Origin of the sequence: Streptosporangium pseudovulgare, from assembly GCF_014648055.1 — a bacterium.
GTDB lineage: Bacteria > Actinomycetota > Actinomycetes > Streptosporangiales > Streptosporangiaceae > Streptosporangium > Streptosporangium pseudovulgare.
Map to the genome: position 1 here is coordinate 1 of NZ_BMQJ01000008.1, position 15486 is coordinate 15486.

The 15486-nt window shown below is 71.5% G+C and carries 15 protein-coding genes and 1 rRNA gene; 5 read left to right on the forward strand and 11 right to left on the reverse strand.

What is annotated here, in order from left to right; translation table 11 throughout:
* Window positions 1–166: 166 nt before the first annotated feature.
* Window positions 167–283 (forward strand): 5S ribosomal RNA (gene rrf / locus IEZ10_RS16945).
* A gap of 101 nt (window positions 284–384) precedes the next feature.
* Here rrf and IEZ10_RS16950 read toward each other — a convergent pair.
* Window positions 385–873: an Lrp/AsnC family transcriptional regulator gene (locus IEZ10_RS16950; protein WP_189247487.1), complete on the reverse strand. Its 489-nt coding sequence runs from the start codon at window positions 871–873 to the stop codon at window positions 385–387.
* A 119-nt stretch (window positions 874–992) separates the two neighbouring features.
* Here IEZ10_RS16950 and IEZ10_RS16955 point away from each other — a divergent pair, with 119 nt between their 5' ends.
* Window positions 993–1880, forward strand: coding sequence for a phenylalanine 4-monooxygenase (locus IEZ10_RS16955; RefSeq protein ID WP_189247488.1), 888 nt, complete (start codon window positions 993–995; stop codon window positions 1878–1880).
* A gap of 231 nt (window positions 1881–2111) precedes the next feature.
* Here the strand turns inward: IEZ10_RS16955 and IEZ10_RS16960 are convergent, their stop codons facing one another.
* The 6 genes from IEZ10_RS16960 to hisN form a co-directional block, all read right to left on the reverse strand.
* Window positions 2112–2855 carry a response regulator transcription factor gene (locus IEZ10_RS16960; RefSeq protein ID WP_189247489.1) on the reverse strand — a complete coding sequence of 248 codons (744 nt, stop codon included), beginning with the start codon at window positions 2853–2855 and terminating at the stop codon, window positions 2112–2114.
* A gap of 67 nt (window positions 2856–2922) precedes the next feature.
* On the reverse strand, window positions 2923–3699 hold the full coding sequence (pstB, locus tag IEZ10_RS16965; RefSeq protein ID WP_189247490.1) for a phosphate ABC transporter ATP-binding protein PstB: 777 nt from the start codon (window positions 3697–3699) through the stop codon (window positions 2923–2925).
* 14 nt (window positions 3700–3713) lie between these two features.
* Window positions 3714–4595, reverse strand: coding sequence for a phosphate ABC transporter permease PstA (gene pstA, locus IEZ10_RS16970; RefSeq protein WP_189247491.1), 882 nt, complete (start codon window positions 4593–4595; stop codon window positions 3714–3716).
* Window positions 4592–5572, reverse strand: a complete 981-nt coding sequence (pstC, locus tag IEZ10_RS16975; protein ID WP_189247492.1) for a phosphate ABC transporter permease subunit PstC — start codon at window positions 5570–5572, stop codon at window positions 4592–4594. Before pstC ends, pstA begins: the two co-directional genes overlap by 4 nt.
* A 4-nt stretch (window positions 5573–5576) precedes the next feature.
* A complete protein-coding gene (gene pstS / locus IEZ10_RS16980; protein WP_189247493.1) occupies window positions 5577–6686 on the reverse strand; it encodes a phosphate ABC transporter substrate-binding protein PstS in 1110 nt (369 codons plus the stop codon).
* A gap of 198 nt (window positions 6687–6884) precedes the next feature.
* A complete protein-coding gene (hisN, locus tag IEZ10_RS16985) occupies window positions 6885–7688 on the reverse strand; it encodes a histidinol-phosphatase (RefSeq protein WP_189247725.1) in 804 nt (267 codons plus the stop codon).
* Window positions 7689–7830: 142 nt separating this feature from the next.
* Between hisN and IEZ10_RS16990 the strand changes: the two genes are divergently transcribed.
* Window positions 7831–8274: a DUF4442 domain-containing protein gene (locus IEZ10_RS16990; RefSeq protein WP_189247494.1), complete on the forward strand. Its 444-nt coding sequence runs from the start codon at window positions 7831–7833 to the stop codon at window positions 8272–8274.
* Window positions 8275–8538: 264 nt separating this feature from the next.
* Window positions 8539–9738, forward strand: coding sequence for a PucR family transcriptional regulator (locus tag IEZ10_RS16995; RefSeq protein WP_229811356.1), 1200 nt, complete (start codon window positions 8539–8541; stop codon window positions 9736–9738).
* Here the strand turns inward: IEZ10_RS16995 and IEZ10_RS17000 are convergent.
* The 4 genes from IEZ10_RS17000 to aroA form a co-directional block, all read right to left on the reverse strand.
* A complete protein-coding gene (locus IEZ10_RS17000; protein ID WP_229811357.1) occupies window positions 9725–10582 on the reverse strand; it encodes an SGNH/GDSL hydrolase family protein in 858 nt (285 codons plus the stop codon). The genes IEZ10_RS16995 and IEZ10_RS17000 overlap by 14 nt on opposite strands.
* Window positions 10583–10841: 259 nt before the next feature.
* The gene (locus tag IEZ10_RS17005; RefSeq protein WP_189247495.1) at window positions 10842–11960 is read right to left on the reverse strand and encodes an alkaline phosphatase PhoX; all 1119 of its coding nucleotides are present in this window, start codon (window positions 11958–11960) and stop codon (window positions 10842–10844) included.
* Window positions 11961–12208: 248 nt separating this feature from the next.
* The gene (gene rsgA / locus IEZ10_RS17010) at window positions 12209–13309 is read right to left on the reverse strand and encodes a ribosome small subunit-dependent GTPase A (protein WP_189247728.1); all 1101 of its coding nucleotides are present in this window, start codon (window positions 13307–13309) and stop codon (window positions 12209–12211) included.
* A 46-nt stretch (window positions 13310–13355) separates the two neighbouring features.
* Window positions 13356–14636 (reverse strand): 3-phosphoshikimate 1-carboxyvinyltransferase, encoded by a 1281-nt coding sequence (gene aroA, locus IEZ10_RS17015; RefSeq protein WP_189247496.1) that lies wholly within the window; start codon window positions 14634–14636, stop codon window positions 13356–13358.
* 59 nt (window positions 14637–14695) lie between these two features.
* Here aroA and IEZ10_RS17020 point away from each other — a divergent pair, with 59 nt between their 5' ends.
* The gene (locus IEZ10_RS17020; protein WP_189247497.1) at window positions 14696–15457 is read left to right on the forward strand and encodes an SOS response-associated peptidase; all 762 of its coding nucleotides are present in this window, start codon (window positions 14696–14698) and stop codon (window positions 15455–15457) included.
* Window positions 15458–15486 lie beyond the last annotated feature (29 nt).

The window sequence follows — 15486 nt, forward strand, 5'->3', positions numbered from 1 at the left end:
GAAGCGCAGTAATGTGTGGAGCTGACCGGTACTAATAGGCCGAGGACTTGACCATAAAGCGTTTTGCTCGCGTCCACTGTGTGATTCTGAGGCAGCAGGCACCGCCTGCACCCCCGGAACTGGTTGGTTTCGGGTTGGGTGCGCGTGTTTGTGTGTTTCATAGTGTTACGGCGGTTATGGCGAAGGGGAAACACCCGGTTACATTCCGAACCCGGAAGTTAAGCTCTTCAGCGCCGATGGTACTGCACCGGGGACGGTGTGGGAGAGTAGGTCGCCGCCGGACAATCTTTGAAGCGGGGTTCTGGACGTTCGTTCGTCCGGGGCCCCGCTTTTTTGCGTGCCCGATTTTCGTGTCTGATCTCGTGTCCGCTTCCCGCGCTGTCCCTATTCGGGCCCCGGCCCGCCCGGCGTCTCGGGTGCCGCGCCGAGCAGCGGCTCGATCCGGTACGGGATCTGGACGGACAGGGCGATCGTGGTGTCCGAGCGCTGGATCGTCGGCGAGGTCAGGATGCGGGCGATGATCTCCTGTAGGTCCGGCGTGCTGCGGGCGACCACCCGGCAGAGCAGGTCCGCCTGGCCGCTGGTGCCGTACACCTCCAGGATCTCGGGGACCGCTTCGAGCGCCCGCACGGCTTCCGCCAGGCGGCCCTGGGCGATCTGCAGGGAGACGAAGGCGAGGATCGGGTAGCCGGCGCCCTCGGGGGTGACCGTGGGCCCGAAGTCGGCGATGACGCCCCGCGCGATGAGCTTGTCGAGGCGGGCCTGGACGGTGCCGCGGGCCACGCCGAGCAGGCGGGCGAGCTCGGTGAGGCCGACGCGGGGGTGGGCACGCATGGTCACCAGGAGGCGGCTGTCCAGCCTGTCGATCGGCACCGCCTCAGGCTAGGCGATATGACCAGTCGAAACCAGACCTTGGCTCGCGTTTGTGCGCGAAACGCCCATTGGAACTGCTCGCTCTTGCCAACGATTCGCGTAATTGCTGTCATTCCAGCATGTTCGAGGAAGCACAGTACTTCGCACCGGTGGCGACCCGCGACGACGGCACGGTCGAGGTCGAGCTCGCCAAGAGCCACCCCGGCTTCTCCGACCCGGTCTACCGGGCCCGCCGTAACGCCATCGCCGCGCTCGCCCTGAACCACGTGCCCGGCGCGCCGATCCCGACGGCCGGCTACACCGAGCAGGAGCACGAGGTGTGGGCGCTGGTGAGCAGGGAGCTGGCGGTCAAGCACCGCAAATACGCGACCGCGGAGTATCTGGACGCGGTCGAGCGGCTCCGGCTGCCCGCCGACCGCATTCCGCAGTTGCAGGAGGTCAGCGAGCTGCTGGAGCCGCTCACCGGGTTCCGGTATCTCCCGGCGGCCGGGCTGGTGCCGCTCCGCGACTTCTACGGCGTGCTGGCGGACGGGTTCTTCCATTCGACGCAGTACATCCGGCACCACTCCACGCCGCTCTACACACCGGAGCCGGACGTGATCCACGAGGTGATCGGGCACGCCAACGCGCTGGCCTCCGACCGGTACGCGCGGCTCTACCGGCTGGCCGGCGGCGCGGCGCGGCGGGTCGAGAGCGAGGAGGCCCTGGAGTTCGTCTCCAAGGTCTTCTGGTTCACGCTGGAGTTCGGTGTCATGACCGACCAGGGCGAGCTGCGGGCGTACGGCGCGGGCATCCTGTCCTCCTACGGGGAGATCGAGGAGTTCCGCGGCATGGACGTCCGGCCGCTGGACCTGGCGGCCATGGGCACGACCAAGTACGACATCACGAAATATCAGGATGTGCTGTTCCGGGCCGACTCGCTGGAGCACCTGGAGGACGTGGTCGGCGGGTTCTGGGCGGACTGCGACGACGATTCCATCGCGAAGCTGATCGCCGACGCCCGCTGAGCGGTCACCTCATGGTTCGGCCGGATCGGCCGGATCGGCCGGCGGCGGGTCCCGCCGGTCGGTCCGGCCGTTCGCATTCGTACCTCTGCCGCCGCGGCCAGGCTCGGGAGCGCCTGGGAGCCGCCCCTCGACGGTCCTGAGCCGGACCCGGACCGGCCCAGGTCCCTCCGCTCCCGCAGCGCTCCGCCAGGCTGCTCGGGAGCCGGGCCGGGGCCGTTCGCGGCCCGCCCGCTACGGTGTTCCGACGGGCCGGTCCTGGGCCGTCCTGTCGACGAGCCGGTAGCCCACCCCGCGTACCGTCTGGATCAGCCGGTCGTCGGTGTCGCCGAGCCGGGCCCGCAGGCGCTTGACGTGGACCGCGATCGTGTTGGTCGAGGTGGTCTCGGTGGAGTTCCAGACGTGGCGCATGATCTGCTCGCGGGTCACCGTACGGTGGGCGTTGCGCATCAGGTAGTGCAGCAGCTCGAACTCGCGCAGCGGCAGGTGGACGGCGCGGCCGTCCACCCTGACCAGGTAGGCGTGCACGTCGAGCTCCACCCGGCCGACCACGAGCGTCCGGCGGCCTCCCGGTTCGCCGGAGAACGCGCCGTGCACCAGGGGCAGGAGCTCCGGCACCCGGTACGGCCGGGCCACGCACGCGGTGGCTCCGGCGGCGAGCGCCTGTACGGCCTGCTCAGCGTGCCCCTCGCCTACGCCGAGCAGTACCGGGACGGTCCGTGCCAGCCGTACGGCGCGGACGAACTCCACCGCCCCGATGACCGGCAGCGAGGCGCTGACGAGCACGACGTCGGGTTGGAGGGCGCCGGCCTGCAGCAGGGCCTGGGCGCCGTCGGTCACACCCGCGACCTCGACGCCCTCGCGTTCGAGGGCGTCGGCCAGCCCCTGGACCAGAGATGTCTCCGGGTCGGCCACCAGCAGCAGTGGCGCGGTCCGGGAGTCCCCGTTCACCTCGGGTGCCGTCTGCGGCTGGGTCACCCGGTCCCTCCAATGCGGTCGGTTCACCCGGACGGCACGGCCGGCTCGCCCGGGTGGTGTGGTCGGTTCACCCGAAGCGGCCGGTGATGTAGTCCTCGGTCGCCTTCTGGGAGGGGTTGGTGAAGATGCGGGAGGTCTCGTCCATCTCGATGACGCGGCCCGGCTGCCCCTGCCCGGCGAGGTTGAAGAAGGCGGTGCGGTCGCTCACCCGGGCGGCCTGCTGCATGTTGTGCGTCACGATGATGATCGTGAACTGGCTCTTCAGCTCGGCCATCAGGTCCTCGATCGCCAGGGTGGAGATCGGGTCCAGGGCGGAGCAGGGCTCGTCCATCAGCAGGACCTCGGGCCGTACGGCGATGGCCCGGGCGATGCACAGGCGCTGCTGCTGGCCGCCGGACAGGCCGGCGCCGGGCTTGCCGAGGCGGTCCTTGACCTCGTTCCAGAGATTGGCGCCCTTGAGGGAGGTCTCGACGATGCCGTCGACCTCGGACTTGGAGCGCCGCCCGTTGAGCCGGAGGCCGGCCGCCACGTTCTCGTAGATGGACATCGTGGGGAACGGGTTGGGGCGCTGGAAGACCATGCCGATCATCCGGCGCACGGAGACCGGCTCGACGCCGGGGCCGTAGAGGTCCTCGCCGTCGAGCAGGACCTTGCCCTCCACGCGCGCGCCGGGGATGACCTCGTGCATGCGGTTCAGCGTGCGCAGGAAGGTCGACTTCCCGCAGCCCGAGGGGCCGATGAACGCGGTGATCGTGTTGGGTTCGATGGTCATCGAGATGTCCTCGATGGCCTTGTGCCTGCCGTAGTAGGCGTCGAGGCCGGAGACCTGGATCTGCTGGCTCATTTACGGGTTACCTCCTATCGGCCCCTGGCCGGCGAACGCCACCAGGCGATGAGGCGCGCCACCAGGTTGAGCAGCATGACGATCAGGATGAGCGTGAGAGCTCCGGTCCACGCGCGGTCGACGGCGATGTCCGTCGGACGTCTCGCCTGGTCGAAGACATAGAGCGGCAGGCCCATCTGCGGCCCGTTGAACGGGTCGGAGTTGATGGAGTCGGTGAAGAAGACCGTCAGCATGAGCGGGGCCGTCTCTCCCGCCACGCGGGCGATGGCGAGCATGACGCCGGTCACGATGCCGGTGAGGGCGGTCGGCAGCACGACCTTGACGATGGTCCGCCACTTGGGCACGCCCAGCGCGTAGGAGGCCTCGCGCAGGTCGCCCGGGACCAGCAGGAGCATCTCCTCGGTGGAGCGGACCACGGTCGGCATCATCAGGATCGACAGGGCGAGCGCGCCGGCGAAGCCGGAGAACGGCATGCCCAGGGCCAGGACCCAGAAGGCCAGGACGAACAGGCCGGCGACCACCGAGGGGATGCCGGTCATGACGTCCACGAAGAAGCTGATCGCCCGGCTCAGCCGGCCGCCGCGGCCGTACTCCACCAGGTAGATCGCGGTGAGCAGGCCGATGGGGACGGAGATCAGCGAGGCGAGGAGGACCTGTTCCAGGGTGCCGAGGATGGCGTGGTAGGCGCCGCCCCCGATGTCCCGGGCACCGATGCCGCGCATCGAGTGGGTCAGGAAGTCGAGGTCGAACCGGGCGAGGCCGTTCTTGATCACCAGCCAGAGGACGGAGATCAGCGGGATGACGGCGACGGCGAACGCCAGGTAGACCAGGGTCTGCACCAGCCGGTCCTTGAGGCGCCGGCCGGTCGAGACGCGCTGGACGGTGTGCGTGGTCACGCGGCGGCTCCGGAGAACTCCTTGCGGCGGGCGACGATGAAGCGGGCGCCCATGTTCACCAGCAGGGTGATGACGAACAGCACCAGGCCCGAGGCGATCAGTGCGCCGCGGCCGGTCTGGGTGGCCTCGCCGAACCTGTTGGCGATGTTGGCGGCGATGCTGTTGCCCTGGGGCGTGAGGATCCGGAAGCTGATGTCGAACGTCGCCTGGAAGATGAGCGCGACCGCGATCGTCTCGCCCATGGCCCGGCCGAGGCCGAGCATGGCCGCGCTGATGACGCCGGGACGCCCGTACGGCAGGACCGCCATCCTGATCACTTCCCATCGGGTCGCGCCGAGGGCCAGGGCCGCCTCCTCGTGCGCCCGGGGGACCTGGAGGAACACCTCGCGGGAGATCGCCGCGATGATCGGCAGGATCATGACGGCGAGCACGAGCGACGCGGTCAGCATCGAGCGGCCCGCGACGATGTCGCCGCCGAACAGCGGGATGAAGCCCAGGTGGTCGTGGAGGAAGTTCGAGGGGCCGACCATGAAGGGGGCGAGGAACGTGATGCCCCACAGGCCGTAGACGACGCTGGGGACGGCGGCGAGCAGGTCGACGACGTATCCCAGGACGCCGGCCAGGCGGCGGGGCGCGTAGTGGGAGATGAAGAGCGCCACGCCCACGGCCACCGGCACCGCCATGATCAGCGCGAGGAGCGCGCTGAAGACGGTGCCGAAGGCCAGGGCGGCGATGCCGAAGCTGGGCCGGGTCGCGTTCGGCTCCCACGTCTGGGTGGTGAAGAAGCCGCCGGTGTTGGCCCGCAGGGCGGGAATCGCCTCGACGACGAGGAAGACGGCGATGGCCGCCATGATCGCCAACAGGAGGATTCCGGCGCCCGTGGAGGCGTAGCGGAAGGGGGTCTCACCCCGGCTGCGCCGCGAGGCGGACCGGCCCAGGGCCGATCCGCCGTCGCGGGTGTGGACTGTAGCCGCCATGAGCCTAGGAGATCGCCTCGACGGCGGTCCGGACCTTGGTGAGCAGCGACGCCGGCAGCGGGGCGTAGCCCAGGCCGGTCAGGGCCTGCTGGCCCTCGTCGCTGGCGGTGTAGGTCAGGAAGGACTTGACGAGCTTGGCGTCCTCGGCGGGCAGGCCCTTCTCGCAGGTGATCTCGTAGGTCACCAGGACGATCGGGTAGGCGCCGGCGGCCTTGGTGGCGTAGTCGATGTCGAGCTTGAGGTCGTTGCCCTGGCCGACGACCTCGGCGGCCTCGACCGTCTTGGCGGCGCTCTCGGGGGTCAGCTCGACGAACTCGCCGGAGCCGTTGGCGACCTTGGCCTTGGTCAGGCTGGAGTTCTCCGCGTAGGAGAGCTCGACGTAGCTGATCGCGCCCTCGGCGCCCTTGACGGCCTGCGCGATGCCGTCGGAGCCGTTGGCGCCCTGCCCCTTGGCCTCGGCCGGCCACGCCTTGGCGGCCTCGTACGGCCAGCCGGCCGTCTTGGAGAGGAACTTGGTGAAGTTGTCGCTGGTGCCCGACTCGTCCGCGCGGTGGAACGCCTGGATCGGGGTCGAGGGGAGCTTGGCGTCCGGGTTGTCGGCCTTGATCGCGGCGTCGTCCCACTTGGTGATCTTGCTGTTGAAGATGCCCGCGAGGGTCTTGGGGGAGAGCTGGAGGCCCTCGACGCCCGGAAGGTTGTAGACGACGGCCACCGGGCCGGTCACCATCGGCAGGTTGATGGCCTTGCCGGTCTTGCAGCGGGCGTCGGCCTGGGCGGGCTCGCCCTTGTCGTCCTTGAGGGCGGAGTCGGAGCCGGCGAAGGCGACCGTGCCCTGGATGAACGCCTGCACGCCGGCGCCGGAGCCGCTCGGCTGGTAGTTGACGCTGACGCCGGAGTTGGTCTGCTGGAAGTTCTTCTTCCACTCGTCGATGGCGTTGGCCTGCGCCGACGAGCCCGCGGCGTTGATCGTGCCGCTGAGACCGGCGTCCGACCCGGCGGAGGGAGCCGCGGCGCTGGAGGTGCCGCTGCCGGTGCTGTTGTCATCGGTGCCGCACGCAGCGAGCGAGAGCGCGCCGACGAGGGTGACCGCGGCGAGCCGGCCTGCATACTTCACGGTTGGGTTCCTCCCACTAAGTCCTTCAACACTCAAGGAAGGTAGGGAGGCAAGATGACTCGGGACCCGTGTGAAGGTGAACGGAGAATGAACCTCTACGGTCACCGTCGTGGTGGAGGCGTGGCCTGGTTCACAAAAACGGACATGACCTGATTCATCAGGTCATGTCCGGCGTCGTGGCGTCTTCGGGCGGGCGGATCAGACGGGCAGGGTGAGCGGTCCTCCGCCGAGGCGCTTGAGGACCTCCCCGTGCAGCGGACCGTTGCTGCACACCAGGCTGCCGCCGTCCAGGTCGGGGACCCCCGACAGGTCGGTCCAGGTGCCGCCGGCCTCCTCGACGATCACGGTCAGCGCCGCGATGTCCCAGGGGGACAGCTCCGGCTCGGCGGACACGTCCACCGACCCCTCGGCGACCATCATGTGCGACCAGAAGTCGCCGTAGGCGCGGCTGCGCCAGACGGAGCGGTTGAGGTCGAGGAACTCCTGGAGCCGGCCGGTCTCCTCCCAGCCGCCGAGGCTGGAGTAGGAGAACGAGGCGTCCTCCAGGCGGGAGACGGAGGAGACCTGGCAGCGGGTGGCCCTGCTGAGGCTCCGGCCGGTCCACGCGCCGCTGTCGCGGGCGGCCCACCAGCGGCGGCCGAGCGCGGGGGCGGACACCAGGCCCACGACGACCCTGCCCTCGTCCATGAGGGCGATGAGTGTGGCCCACACGGGGACGCCCCGCACGTAGTTCTTGGTGCCGTCGATCGGGTCGATCACCCACGACCGCGCGCCGTACCCCGTCTTGCCGAACTCCTCGCCGATCACCGCGTCGCGCGGCCGGGCGCGGCGCAGCGTGCTCCGGATGGACTCCTCGACCGCCTGGTCGGCGTCGCTGACCGGGGTGAGGTCCGGTTTGGTCTCCACCCGCAGGTCCACGGCCCTGAACCGGCGGAGGGTCAGGTCGTCGGCGGCGTCGGCCATCACATGCGCGAGGCGCAGGTCGTCGTTGTAACCCGTCACGGAGAGCAACGCTATCGCGTCGGCGGCCGGGTACAGGAGACCGGGGAACAAGGCGGGGAATTGTGTCGCGGGTCGTCAGTCGGCTGGATACCGCGTAAATCCCCCGTCGAATCCAGGGTTACCAGCGAGTAGCATTCCGGGCATGACCTTTGACGTGGGCGCCTTCATGCTGGAGAGCGTGCCGTTCGCGCGGACGCTGGGCATCTCCTTCGACGCGGTGGAGCCGGGCCGGGCGACGGCCCGCATGCCCGACCGCGCCGACCTGCACAACCACGTGGGCGGCCCGCACGCCGGAGCCCTGTTCACGCTCGCCGAGTCCGCCTCCGGCGCCGCGATGCTCTCGGCGTTCGGCGACCAGCTGTCGCGGGCCACCCCGCTGGCCGCGGGTGCGACGATCCGCTACGTGAAGCTCGCGATGGGCGAGGTCGTCGCCGAGGCCCGCCTCGGCACCTCCCGCGAGGAGGTCCTGGCCGAGCTGGACGCCGGGCGGCGCCCGGAGTTCGAGGTCGCCGTCGGGATCAGCGCCGTCGACGGCACCCCGGTGTCGGAGATGACCGTCACCTGGACCCTGCGCCCCAACCGCTGACGGCGGGGGCGCCGCCCGGCGGGGGACGGACCGGTCGTCCGGCACGGGACACGATGCCCCCCCGGCCCCCGGCGGCTGATCACCGGCTCGGGTCGTTCGGTACGGAACGCACGGTGACTCCCGGGCCCCGGCGGCTGATCACCGGCTCGGGCCGTTCAGTGCGGAACGCACGGTGACCTCCGGGCCCCGGCGGCTGATCACCGGCTCGGGTCGTTCAGTGCGGAATGCTCCGAAAGGGTGGATATCACAACCCGGTGTGAGACAGTGACAGATGTGCTCATCCTGGCCGGATGTCCCGTGCACGAGCTGCTGGAACGCCAGGCGACCGGCCTGGCCAGGCAACTCGTGCGCGTCTTCGTCGAAGAGATCCCCATCTACCGGCGGCTGCCCAGGGAGGAGCTCGACGGCGACATCACCTGGATCACCGAGCACAACCTGCGGATGATCTGCGGGGTATTCCGCCACGGGCGCCCGCCCCTCCCCACCGAGCTGACCCCGGTACGTGCCTCGGCCGCGCGCCGGGCCCAGGAGCGGGTACCGCTCGAAGCCCTGCTGGCCGCCTACAACCTGGGCGCCCGCTGGGTCTGGGACCGCCTGATCGCCCGCGCCACACCGGCCGACTTCGCCGCGGTGCTCGACATGAACCGCCTCATCTTCGCCTACACCGAGGCGGTGACCTCCGCCGTGTGCACCGCCTACCTCAGGGAACGCGAGGGCATGCTCAGCCAGGAGCAGCACGCCATGCACGCCGCCGTCTCCGCGCTGCTCGGCGGCGACCCCGCGGCCCTGGCGGCGGTACGGCCGGCACCCGCCTACCTCGTCATGGCGATCTTCGTGGCCGAGCACCCCGACGAGAAGCAGGACGAGCCCGGCGGGGCCATCGCCGCGCGGCGCAAGCTGGCCAGGATCAGGGCGGCCGTCCAGCGGCACGCCACCGAGCAGGTCCTCTTCGTGCTCGACGCGGCGGGCGGGCTCGTGCTGCTCCCGGTCGCCTCCGGCGAGGCGCCGGAGGCGACCGGGGTCGTCGAGGAGATGTCCCGGGCGGCCGGGGTGCCCGTCTGGGCGGCGGCCGAGCGGGCCGTGCCCGCCGAGGTCCCGGCCGCCGCGAAGGTGGCCGAGGAGGTCCTGGAGGTGGCGCGGGTCTTCGGGCACCCGCCGGGCGCCTACCGGCTGGCCGACGTACTGCTGGAGTACCAGCTCACCCGGCCGAGCCGGGCCACCGCCGAGCTCGCGGGCCTGCTCGACCCGCTGCTGGACAACCCGGACCTGCTCCGCACGCTCAAGGTCTATCTGGAGACCGGGCTCGACCGCCGCCGCGCGGCCGAGCTGCTGCATGTGCACCCGAATACGGTCGACTACCGGCTGCGGCGGGCGGTGAGCCTGACCGGGCTCGACCCGGCCGATCCGGCGCAGCTCCAGCGGATCGGAGCCGCGCTGGCGGCCAGGCGGCTCACGCCCCCCTGACCGCGGGGATCACCGCGTCCGCGAAGCCGCGCATGCCACGCGCGTTGGGGTGGAAGGGCGCCGCCGGCGAGGCGGGGACGTAGGGCTCTATCCACCGGGTGTCCGCCGCGGCGCACGGGTCGTGGCCCACGCTCGGCGTCTGCAGGTCGATGAACCCGATGCCCGCCGCCGCGGCCTGCTCGGCCAGCATCCGGTTGAAGTACTGCAGGGTGGCGCGGACGTAGTTGGCGTCGGAGGGGATGATCGGAACCCGCGGGTAGCAGCCGTTCGGCGGGGCGTAGGTCCCGTAGCCGACCATGAAGATCCTGGCGCGCGGCGCGCGGGCCCGGATGTCGGCGGCCAGGGTGGTCAGCCTCGGGCGCAGCGCGTCGGTCTTGACCCGCCAGCTGTCCTGCCCGTTCACCACGTAGTCGTCGTTGCAGGCGTCGCCGACGGGCGGCGGCAGCAGGTTCAGGCAGTCCTCGATGAACCCGGTCAGGCCCACGTCGTTGGCGCCGATCTGCACGGTGACCAGGGTGGTGTCCGCGCTGAGCGCGTCGAGCTGCGGCGGCACGGAGCCGAGGTCGGTGCCCTGCGGGGCGTACATGTCCCGGGTGTCGGCGCCCGAGCAGGTGACGTCGCGGAACACCGAGGCCCCGATGGCCCGCGCGGTGAGGTGGGCGTAGTTGCGGTCGGAGCGCCAGCATCCGAGGTCGGGCAGCACCTGGTTGGGCACCAGAGGCCCGGAGGCGGCCGAGTCGCCCAAGGCCACGTAGACCTCGCCGGCCGCGGCACGGGCGGGTGAGACGAGGGCGACCGCCGTGGCGGCCACCATGACGATCGCGGTGATCACTGATCGGATCACGCTGGACTCCCTTCGGGGGGTGTCGGCTCGTCGCCGAGGTGGGAGGAGGGAATGCGGTGTCCCGGGACGAAGGAGGGGTGTTCCCGGGGGAGGGGACGACGGGGGACTCGGGAGACGGCGTCTCAGCGAAAAGGAAGGATCTGTCCCGGGACGCACCGCCTGCCGGGAGAGGAGGGGGCGGTGCGTCCCGGGAGGCGGGAGCCGTGGGAGACGGGCGTCCCGGGAGGAGGACCGGGGGAGTGCGGGAGGAGGGGGCGGATCAGCGGCGGAAGGGGCCGCTGATCTCGTAGGTGATGCCGCCCGTCCCCGCTCGCTCGCCGCTGGTGCCGCGCTGGGAGGAGAAGTACAGGCGGCTGCCGTCGGGGGAGAAGGCGGGGCCGGTGATCTCGGACTCACCCTGGCCGTCGAGCCGCATGACCGGCGCGACCACCCGGTCCGGGGTGATGATGTTGATCTCCATGTTGCCGCCGTCCTCGGCGACGTAGAGGTCACCGCCCCGGGTGCCGGTGATGTTGTCGACACCGCTGAGCGTCCCGGTGCCGTCGTAGATCGCGCTCACCGTCCGGCGGGTGGCGTCGTAGGCCCACACCTTGCGGTCGCCCTTGGCGGTGAAGTAGCAGACGCCGTCCGCGTAGTGGCAGCCCTCGCCGCCGCTGAAGTGCCTGGCCGCGCTCACCTGGTGCCTGGTCTGCCGAGCGAGGACGGCGGGCGTGGGATCGGGCACCGGCCGCCAGACGTCGTCGACGCAGAAGACCTCCAGGCGGCCGCTGGACAGGTCGCCCCAGACGTCCGGGACGAAGCGGTAGAAACAGCCGTCGTCCTCGTCCTCGGTCAGGTAGACGACCCGGTTGTCGGGGTCACAGGCGGCGGCCTCGTGCTTGAACCGGCCCATCGCGGGACGCTGCTGCGCGCCGCGGACGCCGTACGGGTCGGTCTCGTAGACCCTGCCGCGGAAGATCTCCTCGCACGACAGCCAGGTGTTCCACGGGGTGCGCCCGCCAGCGCAGTTGAGGTTGGTCTCCGACAGGATCCGGTAGGCCCGGTCGATCGAGCCGTCGGCCCTGAACCTGATCGCCGAGGCGCCGCCGATCAGAGGTACCTCGGAGTTGGACACGTAGATCCAGCCGGTGCCGTCGGCGAAGCAGGCGCCGCCGTCCGGGGCCGGGTGCCAGAGGATGCCGCCGACGAGGTGGCCCGTCCGGGCGACCACCCTGCTGCCGAACCCGGCGGGCAACGCGACGCCGTTGGCGTCCGGTACGCCGAGCGGGCCGTACGGGCTCTCACCGGCGAGCGTGGACGAGGCGCGCGCGGCGTTCTGCCACAGGGTGCCGGAAAGGGCGACGGCGGAGAGGGACGTGATGAAGGTGCGGCGCTGCATAAGGGGGGCTCCAGTGATCGCCTACATCTCTCTCAAACCATGAGCTGACGGCGGTCTTATGGGAACTGTGGAGCGGGGTAAATCTCAGCGGTCAAACCTGTGACGGATCACAAACCCCTCAGGGCGCCCCCGGTCGCGGCGCGGAGAACACCGGGGACCACCGGAGCCGCCGCGGCCACGGGGACGGCGGGGATGGGGCTCGGCGACGCCGGCGACGCCGGGGACGGCTCGGCGGGGGCAGGGGCCGCTCAGCGGCGGCGGTCGTCCGGGCCGCCCGGCTGGTCGTCGTCGGCCGTGCCCTCGCGGCTGGCGAGCAGGCGGCGCAGGGACAGCAACCGGGCCGGGTCGGCGTGCCCGGCGGACACCCAGGCGTCCAGCGCGCAGTCGTCACCGAGGTGCGTGCAGCCCTTGGGACAGTGGACCGTGCCCTCGACGAGGTCGGGGAAGCCGGCGAGGACGGTCTCCACCGACACGTGGGCCAGGCCGAAGCTCCGCACGCCCGGGGTGTCGATGATCCAGCCGCCGTCGGGCAGCTCCAGCGCCACGGCCGAGGTCGAGGTGTGCCGGCCCCGGCCGGTCACCACGTTGACGTGGGAGACGGCCCGGTTGGCGTCCGGCACCAGGGCGTTCACCAGGGTGGACTTGCCCACCCCCGAGTGGCCGACCAGGACGCTGACCCGGTCGCGCAGGTGCTCGCGGATCTCCTCCAGTGAGCCGCCCTTGTGCAGCACCACGTACGGGACGCCCAGCGGGGCGTAAAGGGAGACCAGCTCGTCGGGCGGGGCCAGGTCGGACTTGGTGAGGCAGAGCAGCGGCTCGATGTCGGCGTCGAACGCGGCCACCAGCATCCGGTCGATCATGCGGGGGCGCGGCGGCGGATCGGCCAGGGCCGTCACGATCACGAGCTGGTCGGCGTTGGCCACCACCGGGCGCTCGACGCCGTCGGTGTCGTCGGTGTCGTCGGCCGAGCGGCGCAGGATCGAGCTGCGGGGCTCGACGCGGACGACCCGGGCCAGGGTGTCGGGGGCGCCGGAGACGTCGCCGACCAGGGCCACCCGGTCACCCACCACGATCCCCTTGCGGCCCAGCTCGCGCGCCTTCATGGCGACCACGATCCGGCCGGTCGCCGCGGCGTCCCCGGCGCGGGCCCTGCCGCCCTTCCCGCCTTTGCCGCGACGGCGGCCCCTGCCGTCGCCGGCCTCGACCAGGCAGGTGTAGCGGCCGCGGTCGACCGCCACCACCATCCCCTCGACCGCGTCCTCGTGGGCCGGGCGGATACGGGTGCGGGGCCGGGACCCCTTTCCCGGCCTGATCCTGACGTCGTCCTCGTCGTACTGCCGCTTTCTCAGCTTTCCCGCCTCGATCTACCCTCGGCTGCCTTGGTCTTCCCACCCGTCACGGGGCGCCGCCGCCCAGCATCGCCTCCCACATGGAGACGAACTCGGGGAGGGTCTTACCCGTGGTGGCGATGTCCTCCACCTCCACACCCGGCACGACCAGGCCGATCACCGCTCCGGCGGTGGCCATCCGGTGGTCGGCGTAGGAGTGGAACACCCCGCCGGTGAGCGGGCGCGGCCGGATCACCAGGCCGTCCTCGGTCTCGGCCGCGTCGCCGCCGAGCCGGTTGATCTCGGTGACCAGCGCGGCCAGCCGGTCGGTCTCGTGCCCGCGGATGTGCGCGACGCCGCTGATCCGGCTGGGGGAATCGGCCAGGGCCGCCAGCGCGGCGATCGTCGGGGTCAGCTCGGCCACGTCGCGCAGGTCGGCCTCGACGCCGGTGACGCGGCCGGTGCCGGTGACCGTCAGGCCGGCGGGCGTGCGCTCGACCGAGGCGCCCATGCCGGCGAGCAGTTCGCGGAGCTGGTCGCCGGGCTGGGTCGTCTCCGCGGGCCAGCCCGGGACGGTGACCGACCCGCCGGTGACCATCGCGGCGGCCAGGAACGGCGCGGCGTTGGACAGGTCGGGCTCGACGGTGAACTCCCGGGCGTGGATCGGGCCGGGCTCGACGCGCCAGACGTCCGGCTCGGAGTCGTCGACCCGGACGCCGAACTCGCGCAGCATCCGGACGGTCATCCGGATGTGCGGCTGCGACGGGATGGGCGGGCCGGCGTGCCGTACGGTCACGCCCTTGTCGAACCGGGCCGCGGCCAGCAGCAGACCCGACAGGAACTGGGAGGAGCCGGAGGCGTCGAGCGTGACCTCCCCGCCGGCCAGCGGCCCCCGTACGGTGAACGGCAGCGCGTCGCCCCGCACGTCGGCGCCGAGGGCGCGCAGCGCGTCCAGGATCGCGCCCATCGGGCGCCTGCGCGCGTGCGGGTCGCCGTCGAAGAAGACCTCCTCGGCGGCCAGCGCGGCGATCGGCGGCACGAACCGCATGACCGTGCCGGCGAGCCCCACGTCGATCCGCGCCCCGCCGGTGACCGGCCCGGGGACGACCTCCCAGTCGACGCTCGACGCGGTCTCCCCCGAAGGGGTCAGCGTGGCGCCGAGGGCGCGCAGCGCGGCGGCCATCAGGTCGGCGTCGCGGCTGCGCAGCGCCAGCCGTACGGTGCCGGGGCCGTCGGCCAGCGCGGCGAGGGGCAGGGCGCGGTTGGTCACCGACTTCGAGCCGGGCAGCGGAACGGTCGCGCGGACGGGGTCGGCCGCGGTCGGCGCGGGCCACAGCGGAGCGGACATGGTGCAAAGCCTACCGGGGCGTCGCCACCCCGTACCGGAACGCGTGGCAAGGTGATGATATGTGCGGGAGATACGCGTCTGCGCGGGCCAAGCAGCAGCTTCTTGAGGAGTTCCAGGTCGAGGTCGACGGGGCGGCCGACGAGGACCTCCGGCCCGACTACAACATAGCGCCCACCAAACCGGTCTACACGGTGCTGAGCCGGGCGCCCAAGGACGACCCCGAGGGACATCCGGTCCGGCAGCTCAGGGTGATGCGGTGGGGACTCGTCCCCTCCTGGGCAAAGGACCCGTCGATCGGCGCGCGGATGATCAACGCGCGGGTGGAGACGGTCGCCGAGAAGCCGTCGTTCCGCAAGGCGTTCGCCGAGCGGCGGTGCCTGCTGCCGGCGGACGGCTACTACGAGTGGGGCGTGGTCGAGGGCGCCGGGACCGCGAAGAAGCCGAAGAAGCAGCCCTACTTCATCCGGCCGGCCGACGGCGGGGTCATGGCGATGGCGGGCCTGTACGAGTTCTGGCGGGACCGCGGCCGCCCCGAGGACGACCCGCTCGCGTGGCTGGTGACCTGCGCGGTCATCACCACCACCGCCGAGGACGAGCTGGGCGCCATCCACGACCGGATGCCGATGCTGATCCAGCGGGACCGCTGGGCCGACTGGCTCGACCCCGGGACGGCCGACGCGCGGGAGTTCCTGGTGCCCGCCGGATCGACCGGCCTGTCGGCGTATCCGGTCTCCACCGCGGTCAACTCGGTGCGCAACAACGGCCCCGAGCTGATCGAACCGCTCGGCGAGGGGGAGGGTGACTCTCGGGTGCTCTTCTGAGAACCCTCCGTAGCGAACACGTGTAAAAA